Origin of the sequence: Agrobacterium sp., assembly GCF_032092815.1 — a bacterium.
Taxonomy (GTDB): Bacteria; Pseudomonadota; Alphaproteobacteria; order Rhizobiales; family Rhizobiaceae; genus Agrobacterium.
In genome coordinates, this window is the sequence record NZ_DAMDBP010000037.1 from 26,530 (window position 1) to 45,008 (window position 18,479).

The window sequence follows — 18,479 nt, forward strand, 5'->3', positions numbered from 1 at the left end:
CATGGAACTCCAGAGTTCTCGCGAAGCTGCGGCTCTCGCATTGTCATTGCTCGACCTCACCAACCTGAATGATGACTGCACCCCTCAACAGATTGCCGCGCTGATCAATCGTGCGCAGACATCCTATGGCAATACGGCTGCGATCTGCATCTGGCCGCGGTTTGTCGCGCAGGCGCGCGCAGCCTTCGGCACGAACCACGGTATCAAGATCGCAACTGTCGTCAATTTTCCGTCCGGCGATCTCGATGTGGCAACGGTGGTTTCGGAAACCGAACGTGCGGTTGCCGATGGTGCCGACGAGATTGACCTGGTTATCCCGTACAAAAAACTGCTGGCCGGCGATGAGGCTGCCGTTTCGGAGATGGTTGCTGCGGTACGCAAGGCCTGCCCGGCTCCGGTTCTCCTGAAGGTCATTCTGGAAAGCGGGGAAATCAAGGACCGCGTCCTCATTCGCCGTGCGTCTGAAATTTCCATTGCCGAGGGCGCTGATTTCATCAAGACCTCCACCGGCAAGGTGCCGACAAATGCCACGCTTGAGGCGGCAGACATCATGTTGCAGGCTATCCGCGACAGCAGACAGAAGGTTGGTTTCAAACCATCTGGCGGCATTTCCAGCGTCGACGATGCAACGCTTTACCTGCGACTGGCAGAAACCATCATGCAGCCCAACTGGGCCATGCCTTCCACCTTCCGTTTTGGTGCCTCCAGCCTGCTGGACGACATTCTGAACGTGCTGGGTGGCGGCACATCGGCCAAAGTCTCAAACGGATATTGATCTTGCTGCCGCAGGAAACCATTCGCCGCAAACGTGATGGAGAAACCTTGGACGCTGCAGACATTGCAGCGTTCATTGATGGGCTGGCAAGAGACCGGATTTCGGAAGGGCAGGCGGCTGCCTTTGCCATGGCCGTTTATTTCAAGGGCATGAGCCGCGATGAAACGGTGGCACTAACCCTGGCGATGCGCGACAGTGGCGATGTGCTGGACTGGAGCGATATCGGCCTACCCATTGCTGACAAACATTCTACCGGCGGCGTTGGTGACAATGTCTCTCTGATGTTGGCTCCAATCGTTGCGGCCTGTGGTGTTGCCGTGCCGATGATATCAGGGCGTGGCCTAGGCCATACCGGCGGCACGCTGGACAAGCTCGAATCTATTCCCGGCTATGATATCGCCCCTGACGCCACGCTGTTTCGCAAGGTCCTTACCGAAGCCGGTTGTGCGATCATTGGCCAGACTGCCAATCTGGCACCTGCTGACCGCAGGCTTTATGCGATCAGGGATATTACCGCGACCGTTGAATCCGTACCACTGATCACGGCGTCTATCCTGTCGAAAAAACTGGCGGCGGGTCTGCAATCCCTCGTGCTTGACGTGAAGATCGGTAGCGGTGCTTTCATGCAGAGCCGGCAGGAGGCCGAAACACTCGCCCGCTCGCTGGTCGAGGTTGCCAATGGTGCTGGCGTCAAGACGACGGCGCTGATTACCGACATGAACCAGCCACTGGCCGATACGGCCGGCAACACGCTGGAAATCATCAATTGCCTTGATTTCCTGGCTGGCAAAAAGGCTGGCACACGGCTTGAGAAGGTGGTGATGGCCTTTGCAACCGAGATGTTGCTGCAGGCCGGTGTCGCCTCCGGTGTTGCCGACGCGCATGATCAGGCCATGCATGCTCTGTCGTCCGGCCGGGCACAGGAACATTTCGCACGCATGGTCAGCCTGCTGGGCGGGCCAGCCGATTTTATTGAGCGCCCGCACCATTACCTAACTGCCGCGCCTGCCGTCATGCCGGTGGTGGCAAAAGACAGTGGTTGGCTCACGGCCTGTGAAACGCGCAATATCGGCATGGCAGTGGTTGAATTGGGCGGCGGTCGTACTGTGGCAACCGACAGCATTGATCACCGTGTCGGATTGTCGGAAATCCTGCCACTGTCAACCCGTGTCGAGGCAGGGGACACTATTGCCCTTGTCCATGCGGCAAATGATGAACAGGCAAAACACATGGCGACAAAAGTGGCTGGGTTTTATTCGATCAGCGATGAGAAGCCGAAACTCGCTTCCGAAGTTATCGCGCGGATTATCTGATCAGTTTCAGCGAGCCGTTTTCGACCTTGAAGGATGACAGTTTGCGAAGGAAGGTCATGCCGATCAGCGTTTTGCTCAACGCGTCGTTTTTCATCACATAGGCTTCGACATCCCGCACACGGATATTGCCGATTTCCACCCGGTCGAGCTTGATATAGGCAGCCTTTGTCTGGCCGTTGGCCGTTGATACGGGGTATTTGAAATCGAGGCTGTTAACGCCGTAGCCGAGACGTCGCGCGGTTGCCTCATTGATGACAATGGCAGATGCCCCGGTGTCGATCAGCCCATCGACCGCTTTGCCGTTAAGCTTGAGCGTGGCATTGAAATGGCCGCGGGCATCCTGCTTCAACACTACCGAACCCGGTGTAATCGCAACGTCACGCACAGGTTCGGAGATGGTTGGTGTTTCCTGCGGTTGTTCAGTCAGCATCTTAACGATACCGGGAACCTGCGTCGCGCTGACGGAGAGACTGATCAGTAGAAATACGCTGCGCATAAACATCGGAAACATCCCGCTTTGACCGGACATGCATTTGTCCAGATATGTGGGGTGAATATAGGCCGTTATGCTTTGCAAGATGAAAACAAAACGGCCATTTGTCCTGTTTGATCAGGACAAATGGCCGTTCTGGTTAAAAGACAATGAAGACTTTTACTTGGTGCCGTACATGCGGTCGCCGGCATCGCCGAGACCTGGAACGATGTAGCCCTGCTCATTCAGGTGACTATCGATGGCTGCCGTGTAGATGGCGACATCCGGATGCGCTTCCTGGAAATTCTTGATGCCTTCAGGCGCTGCAAGCAGGCACAGGAAACGGATGTTTTTCGCACCACGTTCCTTCAGCTTTTCAACCGCTGCGATTGACGAATTGCCGGTTGCCAGCATCGGATCCACAACGATGACCAGACGGGCATCGAGGCTTTCCGGCGCCTTGAAGTAATATTCAACGGCTTCCAGTGTGTCGTGGTCGCGGTAAACGCCGATATGCGACACGCGCGCCGAAGGCACCAGTTCAAGCATGCCTTCCAGAAGACCGTTGCCGGCGCGCAAGATCGACGCGAAAACCAGTTTCTTGCCTTCCAGGACGGGGGCCTGAATTGTTTCCATAGGCGTGTCGATGGTTTCCATCGTCATTTCAAGATCACGCGTGACCTCGTAGCACAGCAGTGTCGAGATTTCTCTCAACAGGCGACGAAAGCCCGCTGTGGAGGTTTCCTTTTTGCGCATGATGGTGAGCTTGTGCTGTACCAGCGGATGCTTGATGACTGTAACGCCGTTCATGGAGAAATGACCTTCCCTCTGTTTGTTATCTTGCTCTTCTATGTCACCGACCCTTGCTTTCGCAAGGGTTTCAGAAGGTTTTACCCTGTCATGTGGCCTTTTACGCAGCACTCGCGTTCAGACGGGCAAGCATTGTGGCGCGGGTTGCCTCGTCCACGAAGGCAGCCTCAAGCGATGTACGGGTCAGTTCATCGATTTCCGGCTTCGAGAAACCAAAAGCATCGGCGGCAAGATCATATTCGCGTTGCAACGACGTATGGAAAAATGGCGGATCGTCAGAGCTGATGCAAACCCGAACACCGGCTTCCTTCAATTTGCGCAGCGGATGGCTTTCAAAATCCGGATAGACCTTGAGAGCAATGTTCGATCCGGGGCAGACCTCAAGCACGGTTCCGGTCTCCACCAGCCGCTCCACCAGCGCAGCATCCTCAATGGAGCGAACGCCATGGCCGATGCGCGATGGTTTGACCAGATCCAGCGCATCACTGACGCTGAATGCGCCGCAGACTTCACCGGCATGAATGGTCAAGCCCAACCCGGCATCACGGGCAATGTCAAAGGCGCGGGCATAATCGGCCACACGTCCCATGCGCTCTTCGCCGGCCATGTTGAAACCGGTGATCAACGGGTGTTTGACACGTGCGGCATATTCGGCAGCGGCAATAACTTTCTCCGGCCCGAAATGCCGTTCACCGGTGACGATGATACGCGCTTCGATGCCGGTTTTTGTTTTTGCCGCTTCAATACCAGCGACGACACCGGCCAGATAGGCGTCAGCACCAAGGCCGATACGGTCACCATGGTCTGGCGAGATGATCAGTTCGCTGTAGATGGTATCGACGGACGCCAGTTCTGCCAGATAGGTCTCGGTCAAAAGGGCATAGTCTTCCTCGGTGCGGAACACCGCCGCCACCGCATCATAACAGCGAATGAACTCGGCAAAATCGGACCAGACATAAGCGCCATTTTGCAGGAAAGAGCTGCTGTCGATCCCGTATTTTTCCGCCTGCTTTGCAACCAGTGTCGGTGGTGCTGCGCCTTCAAGGTGGCAGTGAATTTCTGCTTTCAATATTTTCGACGTCACATAAAGCTCCTGCCGTATTTTCCCGGCTCTATTCCCAGATGTGCAGCAACGCTTTCGCCAATGTCGGCAAAGGTGCTGCGAATTCCAATGCTGCGTGAACGGATGCCCGGACCAAACACCATGATCGGAACCCGCTCACGTGTGTGATCCGTTCCGCGCCAGGTTGGGTCGCAACCGTGATCGGCCGTAATAACGGCGATGTCGCCGGGGCGCATCTTGCGATGGATTTCCGGCAGTTGAAGATCAAACGCCTCAAGTGCTGCGGCATAACCCGGAACATCGCGTCTGTGGCCATAAAGCATATCGAAATCAACGAAATTGGTGAAAACCAGATCACCGTCTTCGGCTTCGTCGATGGTTTGCAGCGTTGCTTCCATCAAGGCATCATTGCCATTTGCCTTGATGACACGGCTGACGCCCTGATGGGCATAAATGTCACCGATCTTGCCAATGGCATGCACCTTCCGGTCTGCTGCGACGAGGCGGTCAAGCAGGGTCGGTTCCGGCGGCAGAACGGAAAAATCGCGACGATTGCCGGTACGCTGGAAACTGGCTGGAGTTTCACCCACAAAAGGACGTGCGATCACGCGGCCAATGTTCAGCGGATCAAGCAGCGTGCGTACCGTCTGGCAAAGGTTGATCAGGCGCTCCAGTCCGAAATGCTGTTCATGGGCCGCAATCTGAAAAACCGAGTCCGACGATGTGTAGCAGATCGGCTGACCTGTTTTGATGTGCTCCAGTCCAAACTGGGCAATCACTTCGGTGCCGGATGCGTGGCAATTGCCCAGAATGCCAGGAATGTTGCCTTCGCGACAGATTGCCTCGACAAGTCCGGATGAAAACGCATCACCTTCGGTCGGGAAATAACCCCAGTCGAACGACACCGGGGTGCCAGCAATTTCCCAATGGCCCGATGGCGTGTCTTTGCCATTGGAGACTTCGCTGGCGCTGCCATAAAGACCGAAAATGCGCGAGGGGATACGCATGCCTGCCGGAAATTCACCGGTTGCCTGGCGGGCAATATGCACGAGGCCAAGCGATGACATGTTGGGCAGATGCAGCGGGCCGTTGCGCAAACCATTCCTGTCGGCAGCTCCGGCCGCACAAAATTCGGCAATATGGCCAAGGGTGTTGGAGCCATCATCGCCATATCGTATCGCATCGACAGCTCCGCCAACGCCGAAGGAATCGAGAACGAGTAGGAATGCGCGTGCCATCAACCACCTGAATTATGCACCGGCATGTCAGCCGGCACGTGTCCTTAATAATGTCAGCAGGCGATGCGATTGAACCTCCGCGATCGCGTGCAAAAATAATCCCTCATATAAACACGAGAAATCGAACTGCGAAGTGAATTTCGTGAATCACACCATAGCCTGCACGTCAGGATTTATCTGCCCACATTTTTGGTGTGCTTTTGCCGGGTTTATTCATTCAAAACTTGCCATTGACGAATGTTCGTCCTAGCTCATGCACATGACGATGAAGGTGTTTCTCTCGCAGTTGAAATTGGCGGATTTTAGAAATTACGCCCATGCTGCCCTCGATATGGACGACCGCCATGTGGTGCTCACTGGCAATAACGGCTCCGGCAAGACCAACTTGCTGGAAGCGGTGTCGTTCCTGTCCCCCGGTCGGGGTCTGAGGCGCGCAACCCTGCCGGAAGTCACCAGAGTTGGGGCCGAGGATAACGGCTTTTCGATTTTCGCCAATGCCGAGGGCATGGAAGGTGAAGTGGCAATTGGCACCGGTCTGGAAAACACCGGTGAAAGCGTCACGCGTCGACTGAGGTTGAACGGCACCAACGTCAAGTCAGTCGATGAATTGACAGATCATTTGCGTGTCCTGTGGCTGACACCGGCGATGGATGGCCTGTTCAGCGGCCCCTCGGCGGATCGCCGACGTTTTCTCGACAGGTTGGTGCTGTCGATTGATCCTTCGCATGGCCGCCGCGCCAGCGATTTTGAAAAGGCCATGCGCAGCCGCAACCGGCTGTTGTCCGACGGTCGTTTCGATCCGGTATGGCTGGATGGTATTGAAACGCAGATGGCAGCGCTTGGCATTGCCATGGCCGCTGCCCGGCATGAAATCCTGGGGCTTCTGACCTCGCTGATTGCCGAGCGCAGTGAAAACACGGCGTTTCCAACGGCCAGCCTGCAACTTTCAGGTTTCATGGATGACGATCCGTTGCGACCGGCCGTGGAACAGGAAGAGATTTATCTGGCCATGTTGCGCGACAGCCGTCATAGAGATTCTGCTGCGGGACGCACTTTGGATGGCCCGCACCGGGTCGATCTGTTCGTGCGCCATCGGGAAAAGGACATGGATGCCGGGCGTTGTTCGACTGGTGAGCAGAAGGCCCTGTTGGTTGGGCTGGTGCTGGCCCATGCACAACTGACGGCCAATATGACCGGTCATGCACCGATACTGCTGCTGGATGAAATTGCAGCCCATCTGGATGAAGGACGGCGGGCGACGCTGTTTGATCTCATCCATGTGCTGGGTGGTCAGAGTTTCATGACCGGAACCGACGCCTCGATGTTTGAGGCACTGGGCGACCGTGCGCAGTTCTTCAATGTTTCAAATGGCAAGGTCTCGTCCTAATATCGTGCATTGCTTGCAGGGGTAACCGTGATGGAAATGCTGACCGACGAGGAGATCGAACGCTACAAACGGCATATTTTGTTGCCTGAGATCGGTGGCGTTGGCCAGCAGCGGCTCAAGCGCGCCAAGGTGCTGGTAATCGGCGCCGGCGGCCTTGGTGCACCGATCCTGCTTTATCTGGCAGCAGCCGGTGTCGGAACACTGGGCCTGATTGACGATGACACGGTGTCGCTTTCCAATCTCCAGCGGCAGGTCATCTATGACAGCGGTACGGTGGGCGAAATGAAAACCGTCGGGGCGGTGGATGCCATTGCCCGGCTTAATCCGCATGTCCGCACTGCCGTGTTTGAAGAGCGGTTTTCGCTTGAATGGGCACACCAGCATTTGTCGCGCTTTGATCTCATCGTTGATGGGTCGGATAATTTCGACACCCGTTACGCCGCAGCCGATGCCGCAGAACAGGCGAAAATTCCGCTGGTGACAGGTGCCGTCGGGCGCTTTGACGGATCAGTCACGGTGCTGAAACCCCATGAAACCGGACCGGATGATGTGGCCTATCCCCGCTACCGTGATCTCTTTCCAGAACCGCCACCGGCAGGCCTTGTTCCATCCTGCGCAGAAACCGGCATTGTTGGTGCCCTGACGGGGGTTATCGGCACCATCATGGCCATGGAGGTTCTGAAATTGGTGACGCAAACGGGCGAACCGCTTGTCGGCCGTTTGCTACTCTATGACGCCTTGTCGGCACGGTTTGAAACCGTACGGTACAAGCGACGCAAAAAAGAGCCCTGATGTGATGGATATCAGAAAAATCGATGATGGTTTTGACCGGTGGCAGGAGCTGTTGATGCTGATCTGCGACGCCTTTTCCTATATGGATGGCGTTATCGATCCTCCATCGTCAGCGCATGACCTGACGCTCGAAAATCTGCAACAAAAGGTCAGGGACGAGGCCTGCTATATCGCCTGTGACGAAAACGATGTTCTGCTGGGCTGCATTTTCTGCAAGGCGGAACCGGCAACGCTTTACATCGGCAAGCTGGCCGTCAGTCCGCTCGCCCAGGGCAAGGGAGTTGGAGTTGCCTTGTGTGGCCTGGCTGAACAATTGGCGCAGCAGCTGGGGCTGAAAGCACTGCGGCTGCAAACCCGCATCGAACTGGTTGGCAATCACGTTAAATTCGGGCGCTGGGGGTTCATCAAAACCGCCGAGCGTTCACATGCCGGATATCAGCGCATCACCTATATCGAAATGCAAAAGCAGGTCGCCTGAGGGCCGTCCTCAGTTTTTGCCCGGCAACACGCGGTTCGGCGGACGATGCCCGTCGAAATAGGTGCGAATGTTGATGATGACTTTCTCACCCATGTCCATGCGGCCTTCGATGGTGGCCGATCCCATATGCGGCAACAAGACGACCTTGCCTTCGCGGGCCAGCTTGATCAGCTTGGGATTAACCGCTGGCTCATTTTCATAGACATCGAGACCGGCACCGGCGATCTTGCCATCGCGCAGGCACTGGATCATCGCCGCCTCATCAATGATATCACCGCGTGCGGTGTTGACGATGTAGCTGGTCGGCTGCATCAGCGCCAGACGCCGTGCGGAAATCAGGTGGTAGGTGGCAGGCGTTGACGGGCAATTGATCGAAACGATGTCGACACGTGCCAGCATCTGGTCGAGGCTGTCCCAATAGGTTGCCTCAAGTTCCGCTTCCGTAGCCGGATTGACCCGATGGCGGTTGTGGTAATGAATGGAAAGCCCGAACGCTTTGGCGCGGCGGGCAACGGCAGTGCCGATGCGACCCATGCCGACAATGCCGATGCGTTTTCCTGAGATGCGTCGACCGAGCATCCAGGTTGGCGACCAGCCACCCCATTCATCGGCATTGTTGGCGAGAACACGTGTGCCTTCAACCAACCGGCGCGGTACGGCCAGCACCAGCGCCATGGTCATGTCAGCACTGTCTTCGGTCAATACATTGGGTGTGTTTGTAACGGTAATGCCTTTTTGTCCGGCGGCATCGACATCAATGTGATCGATGCCGTTGGAAAAACTGGCAATCAATTTGAGTTGAGGGCCGGCTTTTTCGATCATCGCCGCGGTAATGCGATCCGTCACGGTGGGTACCAGCACGTCGGCGCTCTGCATGGCGGCAACCAGCTCTGATTCGCTGCGCTGCGCATCATCAATGTTCAATTCGGCGTCGAAGAGCTCCCGCATTCGGGTTTCCACCATATCCGGCAGTTTCCGGGTGAGATAAACGGTGGGTCTCTTCTTGTTGCTCATGATGTGCCGATGCCTTGTTCAGAGGTCGTTAACCAGAAAGAGCGATAATTTCTTTCATTCACGCGTTTCTACCAGACCGTTCGAGGAAGACAACAGAACTCGTAAGGACACGTCCGGCCGAGTTTTGGTTTCGATGACCGATACACCGATCTGGAAGCAAACGCATTTTCGAGATGAGAAACCGGGAATCCTTCTGTGGCAAGGTCTCAGGTGAAGAAAATGGAGGCATGCATGCGTCGATCTGCATTTGTTTTTTGCATGGCTTTATCTTTGGCGCTGGTTGGCGGTTTGAGCGAGATGGCTCACGCGCAGGGTGCTGCCAAGGGTGCCAGCGGTTTGCCGCTTCCGCGTTTCGTCAGCCTGAAATCGAAGCGCGTCAACATGCGCATTGGCCCAAGCACCGATTATGCGGTGTCGTGGATGTATCTCAAAGCCGGCATGCCGGTGGAAATCGTGCAGGAATATGAAAACTGGCGCCGTATCCGCGATGCGGATGGCACGGAAGGCTGGGTCAATCAGGCACTTTTGTCGGGTGAACGCACAGCCGTTGCTGCACCATGGATGCGTGGCAAGGGCGAAAGCATCTATGTGAACATGCGCCGCGATCCACAGTCATCGGCAGCAATCATTGCCAAGCTTGAGCCTGGTGTGATGATCAAGATCGGCGAATGTAATGGTGATTGGTGCCGGGCCGAAGCTGGCCAGGCAAATGGTTGGGTGCCCCAGGGGGAAATCTGGGGCGCTTACCCTGGCGAAGCGTTTAAATAAGGCCAGCCTTGTCGGCTGCAGCTTTCAGCGAGCTCATGGGTCTTGGGCCGATCTGCTGGATAACAGTAGCGGCCGCAAGGCAACCAAGTTTACCGCAATCTTCCAGAGAACGGTCATTGGTGTAACCGAACAGGAAGCCTGATGCGAACAGGTCGCCTGCGCCTGTGGTGTCGACGACATCGTGAACGGCATAGGCGTCAACCTTGATGCGCTCGTCACCACGGACAATCACGGCACCTTCTTCGCTCATGGTCACCGCAGCGATCTTGCAATCGGCAGCGATCTTGGAGAGGGCGAGATCGAAGTCATCGGTTTCGTAGAGCGACAGCGCTTCCTGCTTGTTGGCAAACACAATGTCCACGGTCCCAGAGCGCATCAGGTCCAGAAACTCTTCGCGGTAACGGCCAACGCAGAAGCTGTCGGACAGTGTCATCGATACTTCGCGGCCGTTTTCATGGGCAATGCGGGCGCAGTCGCGAATGGCATCCTTGGCGCGTGGCGGATCCCACAGATAACCTTCGAAATAGGTCACCTTGGATTCTGCAACAATGTCGTTTTCCACATCCTGTGGACCGAGCTCAACGCAGGCGCCGAGATAGGTGTTCATGGAACGCTCGCCGTCTTCGGTGACAAAAATCATCGACCGTGCCGTTGGCGGGAAGGTACCTTCAGGCTTGGTTTCGAAATAGACGCCCTGGGCGCGGATATCGTGCTGGAAAATTTCACCGAGCTGATCTTCTGCAACCTTGCCGAAATAGGCGGCCTTGCCACCGAAATTGGCAATGCCCGCTGCCGTGTTGCCAGCGCTGCCGCCGGATGCTTCAAGGGCAGGGCCCATCAGCGAATAAAGAAGCTCGGCACGCTCGGCATCGATGAGGTTCATCGCGCCTTTGGTAATACCGTTATCATTGAGAAATTTGTCGTCACAACGTGAAATAATATCAACGATAGCGTTGCCGACGGTGAGAACGTCAAATTTTGCCATATATCCTGTCCGGAGAGAGTTCATCCGGGATTCCGTCATACCGATTTCTGCCCGCATGGAAAGAAAAAACCGCGCAGCATGTGATGTTTGGCCGATTTAAGAAAAATCCGCTTTCGTCATGGCGCTGTCATGTCTGGTGCTTATACGCATAGCTGTCACTTCATAGTTCTCGGTGTTAGAGAACGGTGTGAGGAAAGCATGATTGCTTTCAGACTTTCCGGCAATGCCACACCACGGATGTACTGGTGTTGGACATCAGTCGTGATGATGAAGCGGGGATCGATCCCCGCTTTTTTCGTTTATGGTTTTGTCGAACTGCTGGCTATTTGTAGGCCAAGAATTGTCCCTCTGCCGGATTTGCGTTACAGCTAAAAGTCTCCCGCCTCATATTCGCGAAAGCTCCCTCCCAATGTCCGCGATTGCACTGAATGTTGCCCCTATTTTTATTCTCATCCTGACCGGATGGTTGATCGTAAAAATGGGATGGTTCAAGGTGGATGTCGGCGATGTCCTGGGCGATTTTGTCTTCAAGATTGCCGTTCCGACACTGATCATCCGCACACTCGTCGAGGCCGATTTCCATGGCGCCTCGCCATTCAAATTATGGATCGCCTATTTCAGTGGCGTAGCGATCACCTGGGCCGTTGGCCATATGGTTGCGAAATATGTGTTCAAGCAGGATATTCGCATTGCGGTGATTGCTGGCATTTCCTCATCTTTTGCCAACAATATCTTCATCGGTTTGCCGCTGGTTGGCCGTTCGGTCGGTGATGAAGGGCTTGTGGCCCTCTCCATTCTCCTCGCCATACATCTGCCCGTCATGATGATTGCCGGCACGATCCTGATGGAAAATGCCACCCATAAGGCGGTTGGTGGCGAACGGCGCTCAACCGGCGCAATCCTCAAGCAGATCGGACGCAATCTCATTTCCAATCCGCTGATCATCGGTCTGATGATCGGCATGTCCGTGCATGCGATTGATGTGCCTGTGCCGGTGGTGTTGAAATCGGTCATTGACCAGATTGCCAGCATGGCAGGGCCTGCGGCGCTGATTTCACTTGGCATGGCGCTCAACAAATACAGCATTCGCGGCAATGTGCGCATTGCGGCGACCATGACAACCTTCAAACTTTTCCTGTTGCCGGGTTGTGTGTGGGTGGCCGGTCATGTGCTGGGGCTCAGCCCGCAATGGACCGCAGCACTGGTTCTGACCGCCTCTGTGCCGACCGGTATCAATGCCTGGCTGCTTGCCAACCGCTTTGGCACGGGTCACAGCCTTGCCGCATCGACGATCAGCATTTCGACGCTGTTGGGCGTGCTGTCGGTTTCGGTCTGGGCATGGCTGCTCGGCTGAGACACGAGGTTGTCTACGGTCATGAAAAAAGCCACCGCACATCAGTGTCGGTGGCTTTTTGATTTAACGTCGCAATATCAGTTGGTGGCTGGCGGAGCCGCCGGATCAGGCAGCGGAGCAGGGTTCGCCGACAGCGTCCGAAGATACGCGATCAGATCGGCACGTTCCGTTTCCTTTTTCACGCCTGCAAAGCCCATGGCTGTGCCGCTGATGTATTTCTTCGGACCTTCGAGGAAGTGATTGAGGTGATCGTAATCCCAATGGACGGAGCCGCCCTGAGCAAAGTCCTTGAGGGCAGCCGAGTAGCTGAAACCTTCATGCGCAGCGATTGGACGATTGACGAGATCGAAGAGATTGGGCCCAACCTTGTTGGCACCGCCACTCTCCGAGGTGTGACAGCTCTGACACTTCTTGAACACCACTTCGCCTTTTGCAGCATCGGCGCTTGCAAGAAGGGTCGCGATTGGCGTTGCAACTGCTGCTTCGCTTTCGCCGCCTGCACTGCCACTTTCTTCCGCCACGATGGCAAAGCCTTCCTTTTCAGGCGCAGCAGAATGGAAGATCCCCTCTGACGCTATCGAGACAGACATCAGGACGAAAACGGTGCCCAAAAGAGCCCCCACGCCCATGTTTACATATGAATTCATCTACAATCGCTCCCTCACAGCCGTTTGATAACAAAACGGGCCATCTTGAAATTGCATGAAAGCTATGGCTTTTGCATAGCCTGCGCAACTTGAATATGCTCCCCACACCGTGACGTTTTGACACTTTTCGGGCGGGATTTGAAGGGTCTCGAAATGAAGAATACGGATTTAGGCAAAGCTTTGGTGCTTATCCCGGCACGGCTTGCATCCACCAGACTGCCTGGAAAACCTTTGGCGGATATTTGCGGCAAGCCAATGATCGTTCAAGTGGCTTTGCGCGCCCGTGAAGCCGGTCTGGGACGCATTGTCGTAGCGGTTGATGATCGTCAGGTTTACGACGCCGTTGAAGCCGCCGGCTTTGAAGTGATGATGACACGTGACGATCATCAATCCGGATCGGACCGTATTTTCGAAGCGCTTGAAAAGGTTGACCCGAATCGCGAGGCAGAATTCGTGATCAATGTGCAGGGCGACCTGCCGACCATTGAGCCTGAGACCATTCTTGCCGCCATGCGTCCGCTGGAAAACCCGCAAGTGGATATTGCCACCCTGACGGTGGAGATTACCTCGGAAGAGGAAAAGACCAATCCACACGTGGTGAAGATTGTTGGCAGCCCGCTTTCAGACACCCGCCTTCGCGCTTTGTATTTTACCCGCGCCACCGCCCCCTATGGTCAGGGCCCGCTTTATCACCACATCGGTCTCTACGCTTACCGCCGCGCCGCACTCGAGCGTTTTGTGTCGCTGTCGCCATCGGTTCTGGAACGCCGCGAATCACTGGAGCAGTTGCGCGCGCTGGAAGATGGCATGCGCATTGACGCGGAAATCGTGAAGTCTGTTCCGCTTGGCGTCGATACGCCTGCTGATCTTGAAAAGGCCAGACGCATCCTGGCCGGAAAATCTCTTTGACGGATATGTCCATGACAGTGAAAACCAATCGCATAGCATTCCAGGGTGATTTCGGCGCAAATTCTGACATGGCCTGCCGGGACATGTTTCCGGACATGGAGCCACTGCCATGCCCGACATTCGAAGATGCCTTCAATGCAGTCGAGAGCGGTGAAGCCGACCTTGGCATGATCCCGATTGAAAACACCATTGCCGGTCGTGTTGCTGACATTCACCACCTGCTGCCGGAATCGCGACTGCATATCATCGGCGAATATTTCATGCCGATCCGTTTCCAGTTGATGGTGCTGCCAGGCGTGAAGCGCGATGAAATCCTCACTGTGCACAGCCATATTCATGCGCTGGGCCAGTGCCGTAAGATCATTCGCAACAATGGCTGGAAGCCGGTTGTGGCGGGGGACACCGCCGGTGCCGCCAAGCTGGTTTCCGAACTGGGCAACAGAACCATGGCAGCACTTGCGCCGCGTCTGGCTGCCAATCTCTATGGTCTCGATATCATTGCAGAAAACGTCGAGGACACGGAAAACAACGTCACACGTTTCGTGGTTCTGTCACGCGACGAAAAGTGGGAAGACCACAAGGACGAAGAAGGGGTCATCGTCACCACCTTTGTGTTCAATGTGCGCAACATTCCAGCCGCGCTTTACAAGGCGATGGGCGGTTTTGCCACCAACGGCATCAACATGACCAAGCTGGAAAGTTACCAGATTGGCGGCAAATTCGTGGCCACGCAGTTCTATGCGGATATTGAAGGGCATCCGGATGATGCCCCTGTTCGTCGTGCGCTGGAGGAATTGCGTTTCTTCTCGGAAAAAGTGCGCATCCTCGGCGTCTACAAGGGCCACCCGATGCGTGGCCGTTTGCAGAACGGTCAGCTCTGATCGTCAGCAGCACCCCATTCCAGCCAATCGCGCATCAGACGGTGCGCGATGGCACCTCTTGGCGGTGGTGAACGGCCGTCCGTACCGGTCATCGCCAGAAGTGCAGCTACCTCGTCGCGGGTAAACCAGCGGCAGTCCTCAAGCTCTGCCTCATCGCGGGTGATGTCGAACGAGGTCGCTTCGGCAAAACAGCCAATCATCAGCGTATGCGGCATCGGCCAAGGTTGGGAGGCGTGATAACGCACCCGTCCGATATCGATACCCGATTCTTCCGATGTCTCGCGGCGCACCGCATTTTCGATGGTTTCGCCGGGTTCTACGAAACCGGCCAGGCAGGAATACATGCCCGGTGCGAAATGAGCGCCACGGCCAAGCAGGCAGAGATCACGTTCAAGATCGATCGTCAGCATGATCACGACGGGATCAGTGCGCGGAAAGATCATGTGGCCACAGCTGCTGCACACCCGCTTGTAGCCGCCGATTTTCAGTTCCATGCGTGATGCACAGCGGCCGCAATACTTGTTGTCGTCATTCCATCGCAGCAGGCTGACCGCCTGGGCGGTTTCACCAAGAAGCTCTTCATCGAGAAGCTGGTCACGGTAGAGGGTACGGGCATCGACCGGTTTGAAATGGCCAGCCAGCTCTTCTTCCGTGGTGTTGAGCGGCACGGCAATACGCGGTTCGCCGTTCTGCTTGTAGCCAAGCAGGATGGCATTGTCGAAGTCGGGCTTCAGTTCTGCCAGCTCGTAAGCGGCAAACAAAGGGTCCAGCACCTGATCGTCATGTTTGAGAACCAGCTTGCCGGTGGTGAAGGCCAGAATATGGGTACCTTCGATGGCCAATGCCTGGGCAACGCAATCATCGTTGCGCTTCTCGGCCTGACGGTCGAGTGCATTTTGTGAAAAGGCGGTAAGGGCACTTGGTTCGGGATGCGGGGCGTCGGTATCGAAAATATTAGCCTGGATCATTAAAGAGCACCGGTCAGTCTTTTGATGAAATCGCGTTTATCTGTGTCGGCATATGGTTCGGCCGAACCAAAACCCCAGATGGGGCCTGGCCAGCAGGCATCGCCTTCGTTGCGGGCGATGATGTGAACATGGAGCTGGCTGACAATATTGCCAAGGGCACCAATGTTGATCTTGCGGGCCCTGGTGACGGTTTTCAGGGCTTCAGCGACCATATTGGTTTCAAATGTCAGCATGGCCTGATCAAGCGGCGTCAGCTCGAACATCTCGCTAAGACCGTTCCTTTGCGGCACCAGCACCAGCCAGGGCCACCTTTTATCATTCTGCAAACGCAGTTGGCAAAGGCCAAGCGTCGTTATCAGTTCGCTGTCGCGAGCGATCCGTTCATCCAGTTTGAATGTGGACAAGTGGTTCCTCCATAGGATGTTTTCATTGTGATAGCAGTTTTTTGAATGCTTGGCTTGCATTTGCTTACGATATTGCCGATATGTGCCTCCGGGAGGTTGGTGGTGGACGAGCCACTCGCCAACCGGGTCAGGTCCGGAAGGAAGCAGCCCTAACGAGCCCGGCACGGGTCGCCGTGCCAGCCTCCCACCTTTTTATCCTGTGCCTCAGCTTTTGCCGGGCAGCTATGCCCGTAAAACGGGCCAAAACGCAAAGCTGACGAGGGCAATGAGCGATAACGAGCCAAAAGCAGGAAACGATTCGCAGCCGGCAGCCGGTTATCGTGTTCTGGCGCGCAAATATCGCCCCAAGGATTTTTCGGACCTCATGGTCGGCCAGGAGCCGATGGTTCGCACGCTGACCAACGCGTTCGAAACCGGTCGTATCGCACAGGCCTATATGCTGACCGGCGTTCGCGGGGTCGGCAAAACCACCACCGCCCGTATTCTGGCGCGTGCGCTGAATTACAAGACACCGGAAATCGACCGCCCGACAATCGACTTGCGCCTTCCCGGCGAACATTGTCAGGCGATCATGGAAGGCCGCCATGTCGACGTGATCGAAATGGATGCGGCCTCGCATACCGGTATCGATGATATCAGAGAAATCATCGAACAGGTGCGCTACCGTCCGGTATCGGCGCGCTACAAGGTTTACATCATCGACGAAGTTCACATGCTGTCGACGCAGGCCTTCAACGGCCTGTTGAAGACGCTTGAAGAGCCGCCAGAGCATGTAAAGTTCATTTTTGCGACCACCGAAATCCGTAAGGTTCCGATCACGGTGCTGTCGCGCTGCCAGCGCTTCGATCTGCGCCGCATCAGTGCTGCGGATCTGGTTGGCCTGTTTACCACCATTGCCGGCAAGGAAGGCATAGATGCCGAAGCCGAGGCTTTGTCGATGATTGCACGTGCGGCCGAAGGCTCGGCACGTGACGGCCTGTCTCTGCTCGATCAGGCCATTGCCCACGGTGGCGGCCGTGTTGAGGCCGAAGCCGTGCGTGGCATGCTTGGTCTTGCTGACCGCGCCCGCATCGTTGACCTGTTCAGCCATGTGGTGAAGGGTGATGTCGCGGCCGCTTTGTCGGAATTTGGTAGCCAGTATGAAGCCGGTGCAAACCCTGTCGTTGTGTTGAACGACCTTGCGGATTTCACGCATTTGGTCACGCGACTGAAATATATTCCCGATGCGGCCGACGATCCGTCGCTGTCGGAAATCGAGCGCGTCCGTGGCAGTGAATTTGCGCAGGGTGTCGCCGTTTCGGCATTGTCGCGGATCTGGCAGATGCTGCTGAAGGGCATTCCCGAAACGGAAAATTCGTCCCGCCCGGCCGGTGCCGCTGAGATGGTGCTCATTCGTTTGGCCCATGCCGCCCATCTTCCGTCGCCGGAAGATGCCGCCCGCCGTTTGCAGGACATGGCAGCAGGCGAGGGTGCCGGTTCTCCAATGCCGTCGGGTGGTGGTGGCAATGGTGGCGCCCGTGCATCCTACTCGTCCGTTCAGGCGGTTGCTGCAGCGCCTTCCATGGCGGCACAGCGACAGGCATCGCCTGCCCCGACAGCCATGTTGCGCGCCGTGCCCGATAGCCGACCGCAGGACATGCAGGTGCCGGTTCAGAAAACCGAGGAGCGCCCTGAGCCGCGCGTAGCGGTTAATTCCATTCAGGACATTGCCGATCTGTGCGGCAAGAATCGTGACCCAGTCATGAAGGCAAAGGTGCGCAACTTCGTGCATCTCGTCCGTCTGGAACCGGGTAAGCTCGACCTGCGTCTTGGCGAAGGTGCGCCAGGCACTCTACCGGGTGAACTGGGCGTCAAGCTCAAGGAATGGACAGGCATTCACTGGATTGTCAGTCTCAGCAAGGAACAGGGGCAGCCGACACTTGTTGAGGCAGAGGGCAATGCGCGGACTGCGCGTTTGCTGGATGCCCGGCAGGACCCGGATATCATGGCGATCTTTTCACAATTTCCCGGCGCCAAGATCACCGACGTTCGTATTCGTGCCCCTCTGGTGGACGATAATGAAAATGTGGCACCGCCGGCAGTCGCGGAATCCAGCGAAGGCGATATTCTGCCTGGTGACGATATAGAATTCTGAAAGAAGAAAATTCAAGGAGTTACGACATGCGCGACATCATGGGCATGATGGGCAAGGTCAAGGAAATGCAGGCCAAGATGGAGAAGG

General features: G+C 56.0%; 19 protein-coding genes, 1 other RNA gene and 1 pseudogene. 12 read left to right on the plus strand and 9 right to left on the minus strand.

Translation table 11 applies throughout. From position 1 onward, the window contains the following. Position 1 precedes the first annotated feature (1 nt). Both deoC and deoA read left to right on the plus strand, forming a co-directional pair. Complete coding sequence (gene deoC / locus RT613_RS18370) at positions 2 to 775, plus strand: deoxyribose-phosphate aldolase (protein ID WP_313617707.1); 774 nt, start codon at positions 2 to 4, stop codon at positions 773 to 775. Then, entirely contained in the window at positions 772 to 2,088 is a 1,317-nt protein-coding gene (gene deoA, locus RT613_RS18375) for a thymidine phosphorylase (protein WP_313617709.1), read from the plus strand. Before deoC ends, deoA begins: the two co-directional genes overlap by 4 nt. On the opposite strand, the gene RT613_RS18380 is transcribed toward deoA, so the two are convergent. The 4 genes from RT613_RS18380 to RT613_RS18395 all read right to left on the minus strand — a co-directional run bounded on the left by RT613_RS18380 (position 2,081) and on the right by RT613_RS18395 (position 5,671). Further along, positions 2,081 to 2,590: a TIGR02281 family clan AA aspartic protease gene (locus RT613_RS18380; RefSeq protein ID WP_313617710.1), complete on the minus strand. Its 510-nt coding sequence runs from the start codon at positions 2,588 to 2,590 to the stop codon at positions 2,081 to 2,083. The two genes, deoA and RT613_RS18380, sit on opposite strands and share 8 nt — an antisense overlap. A gap of 150 nt (positions 2,591 to 2,740) precedes the next feature. Further along, positions 2,741 to 3,370 carry a uracil phosphoribosyltransferase gene (gene upp, locus RT613_RS18385; protein ID WP_313617712.1) on the minus strand — a complete coding sequence of 210 codons (630 nt, stop codon included), beginning with the start codon at positions 3,368 to 3,370 and terminating at the stop codon, positions 2,741 to 2,743. A 100-nt stretch (positions 3,371 to 3,470) separates the two neighbouring features. Further along, a complete protein-coding gene (locus RT613_RS18390) occupies positions 3,471 to 4,454 on the minus strand; it encodes an adenosine deaminase (protein ID WP_313617714.1) in 984 nt (327 codons plus the stop codon). After that, entirely contained in the window at positions 4,451 to 5,671 is a 1,221-nt protein-coding gene (locus RT613_RS18395) for a phosphopentomutase (protein ID WP_313617716.1), read from the minus strand. Before RT613_RS18395 ends, RT613_RS18390 begins: the two co-directional genes overlap by 4 nt. Positions 5,672 to 5,930: 259 nt before the next feature. Here RT613_RS18395 and recF point away from each other — a divergent pair, with 259 nt between their 5' ends. The 3 genes from recF to RT613_RS18410 are packed head-to-tail and all read left to right on the plus strand — an operon-like array spanning position 5,931 to position 8,328. Then, positions 5,931 to 7,058: a DNA replication/repair protein RecF gene (gene recF, locus RT613_RS18400; RefSeq protein ID WP_313617719.1), complete on the plus strand. Its 1,128-nt coding sequence runs from the start codon at positions 5,931 to 5,933 to the stop codon at positions 7,056 to 7,058. Between the two features lie 30 nt (positions 7,059 to 7,088). Continuing rightward, a complete protein-coding gene (locus RT613_RS18405) occupies positions 7,089 to 7,850 on the plus strand; it encodes a molybdopterin-synthase adenylyltransferase MoeB (protein ID WP_313617721.1) in 762 nt (253 codons plus the stop codon). Between the two features lie 4 nt (positions 7,851 to 7,854). After that, positions 7,855 to 8,328, plus strand: coding sequence for a GNAT family N-acetyltransferase (locus RT613_RS18410; RefSeq protein ID WP_313617723.1), 474 nt, complete (start codon positions 7,855 to 7,857; stop codon positions 8,326 to 8,328). 9 nt (positions 8,329 to 8,337) lie between these two features. Here RT613_RS18410 and RT613_RS18415 read toward each other — a convergent pair whose 3' ends face one another. After that, positions 8,338 to 9,342: a D-glycerate dehydrogenase gene (locus RT613_RS18415; protein WP_313617725.1), complete on the minus strand. Its 1,005-nt coding sequence runs from the start codon at positions 9,340 to 9,342 to the stop codon at positions 8,338 to 8,340. A 231-nt stretch (positions 9,343 to 9,573) separates the two neighbouring features. On the opposite strand from RT613_RS18415, the gene RT613_RS18420 reads away from it, so the two are divergent. Further along, on the plus strand, positions 9,574 to 10,110 hold the full coding sequence (locus RT613_RS18420; RefSeq protein WP_313617727.1) for an SH3 domain-containing protein: 537 nt from the start codon (positions 9,574 to 9,576) through the stop codon (positions 10,108 to 10,110). On the opposite strand, the gene RT613_RS18425 is transcribed toward RT613_RS18420, so the two are convergent. Continuing rightward, positions 10,103 to 11,095 (minus strand): adenosine kinase, encoded by a 993-nt coding sequence (locus RT613_RS18425; RefSeq protein WP_313617729.1) that lies wholly within the window; start codon positions 11,093 to 11,095, stop codon positions 10,103 to 10,105. The two genes, RT613_RS18420 and RT613_RS18425, sit on opposite strands and share 8 nt — an antisense overlap. Positions 11,096 to 11,504: 409 nt before the next feature. Between RT613_RS18425 and RT613_RS18430 the strand changes: the two genes are divergently transcribed. Then, positions 11,505 to 12,449, plus strand: a complete 945-nt coding sequence (locus RT613_RS18430) for an AEC family transporter (RefSeq protein WP_313617731.1) — start codon at positions 11,505 to 11,507, stop codon at positions 12,447 to 12,449. Between the two features lie 77 nt (positions 12,450 to 12,526). Here RT613_RS18430 and RT613_RS18435 read toward each other — a convergent pair whose 3' ends face one another. Then, positions 12,527 to 13,096: a cytochrome c family protein gene (locus RT613_RS18435; RefSeq protein ID WP_313617733.1), complete on the minus strand. Its 570-nt coding sequence runs from the start codon at positions 13,094 to 13,096 to the stop codon at positions 12,527 to 12,529. 153 nt (positions 13,097 to 13,249) lie between these two features. Between RT613_RS18435 and RT613_RS18440 the strand changes: the two genes are divergently transcribed. Together RT613_RS18440 and RT613_RS18445 are read left to right on the plus strand one after the other, a co-directional pair. After that, a complete protein-coding gene (locus RT613_RS18440; protein ID WP_313617734.1) occupies positions 13,250 to 14,005 on the plus strand; it encodes a 3-deoxy-manno-octulosonate cytidylyltransferase in 756 nt (251 codons plus the stop codon). A gap of 11 nt (positions 14,006 to 14,016) precedes the next feature. Continuing rightward, the gene (locus RT613_RS18445) at positions 14,017 to 14,886 is read left to right on the plus strand and encodes a prephenate dehydratase (RefSeq protein WP_313617736.1); all 870 of its coding nucleotides are present in this window, start codon (positions 14,017 to 14,019) and stop codon (positions 14,884 to 14,886) included. Here RT613_RS18445 and nudC read toward each other — a convergent pair. Both nudC and RT613_RS18455 read right to left on the minus strand, forming a co-directional pair. Next, a complete protein-coding gene (gene nudC / locus RT613_RS18450) occupies positions 14,877 to 15,854 on the minus strand; it encodes an NAD(+) diphosphatase (protein WP_409558850.1) in 978 nt (325 codons plus the stop codon). The genes RT613_RS18445 and nudC overlap by 10 nt on opposite strands. After that, positions 15,854 to 16,318: an HIT domain-containing protein gene (locus RT613_RS18455; RefSeq protein ID WP_409558851.1), complete on the minus strand. Its 465-nt coding sequence runs from the start codon at positions 16,316 to 16,318 to the stop codon at positions 15,854 to 15,856. Before RT613_RS18455 ends, nudC begins: the two co-directional genes overlap by 1 nt. Before the next feature lie 31 nt (positions 16,319 to 16,349). Between RT613_RS18455 and ffs the strand changes: the two genes are divergently transcribed. The 3 genes and pseudogenes from ffs to RT613_RS18470 all read left to right on the plus strand — a co-directional run. After that, positions 16,350 to 16,446, plus strand: an RNA gene (gene ffs / locus RT613_RS18460) — signal recognition particle sRNA small type. Positions 16,447 to 16,523: 77 nt separating this feature from the next. Then, positions 16,524 to 18,392: a DNA polymerase III subunit gamma/tau gene (locus RT613_RS18465; protein WP_313617740.1), complete on the plus strand. Its 1,869-nt coding sequence runs from the start codon at positions 16,524 to 16,526 to the stop codon at positions 18,390 to 18,392. 26 nt (positions 18,393 to 18,418) lie between these two features. Next, a pseudogene (locus tag RT613_RS18470) lies at positions 18,419 to 18,479 on the plus strand (YbaB/EbfC family nucleoid-associated protein); the annotation flags it as partial.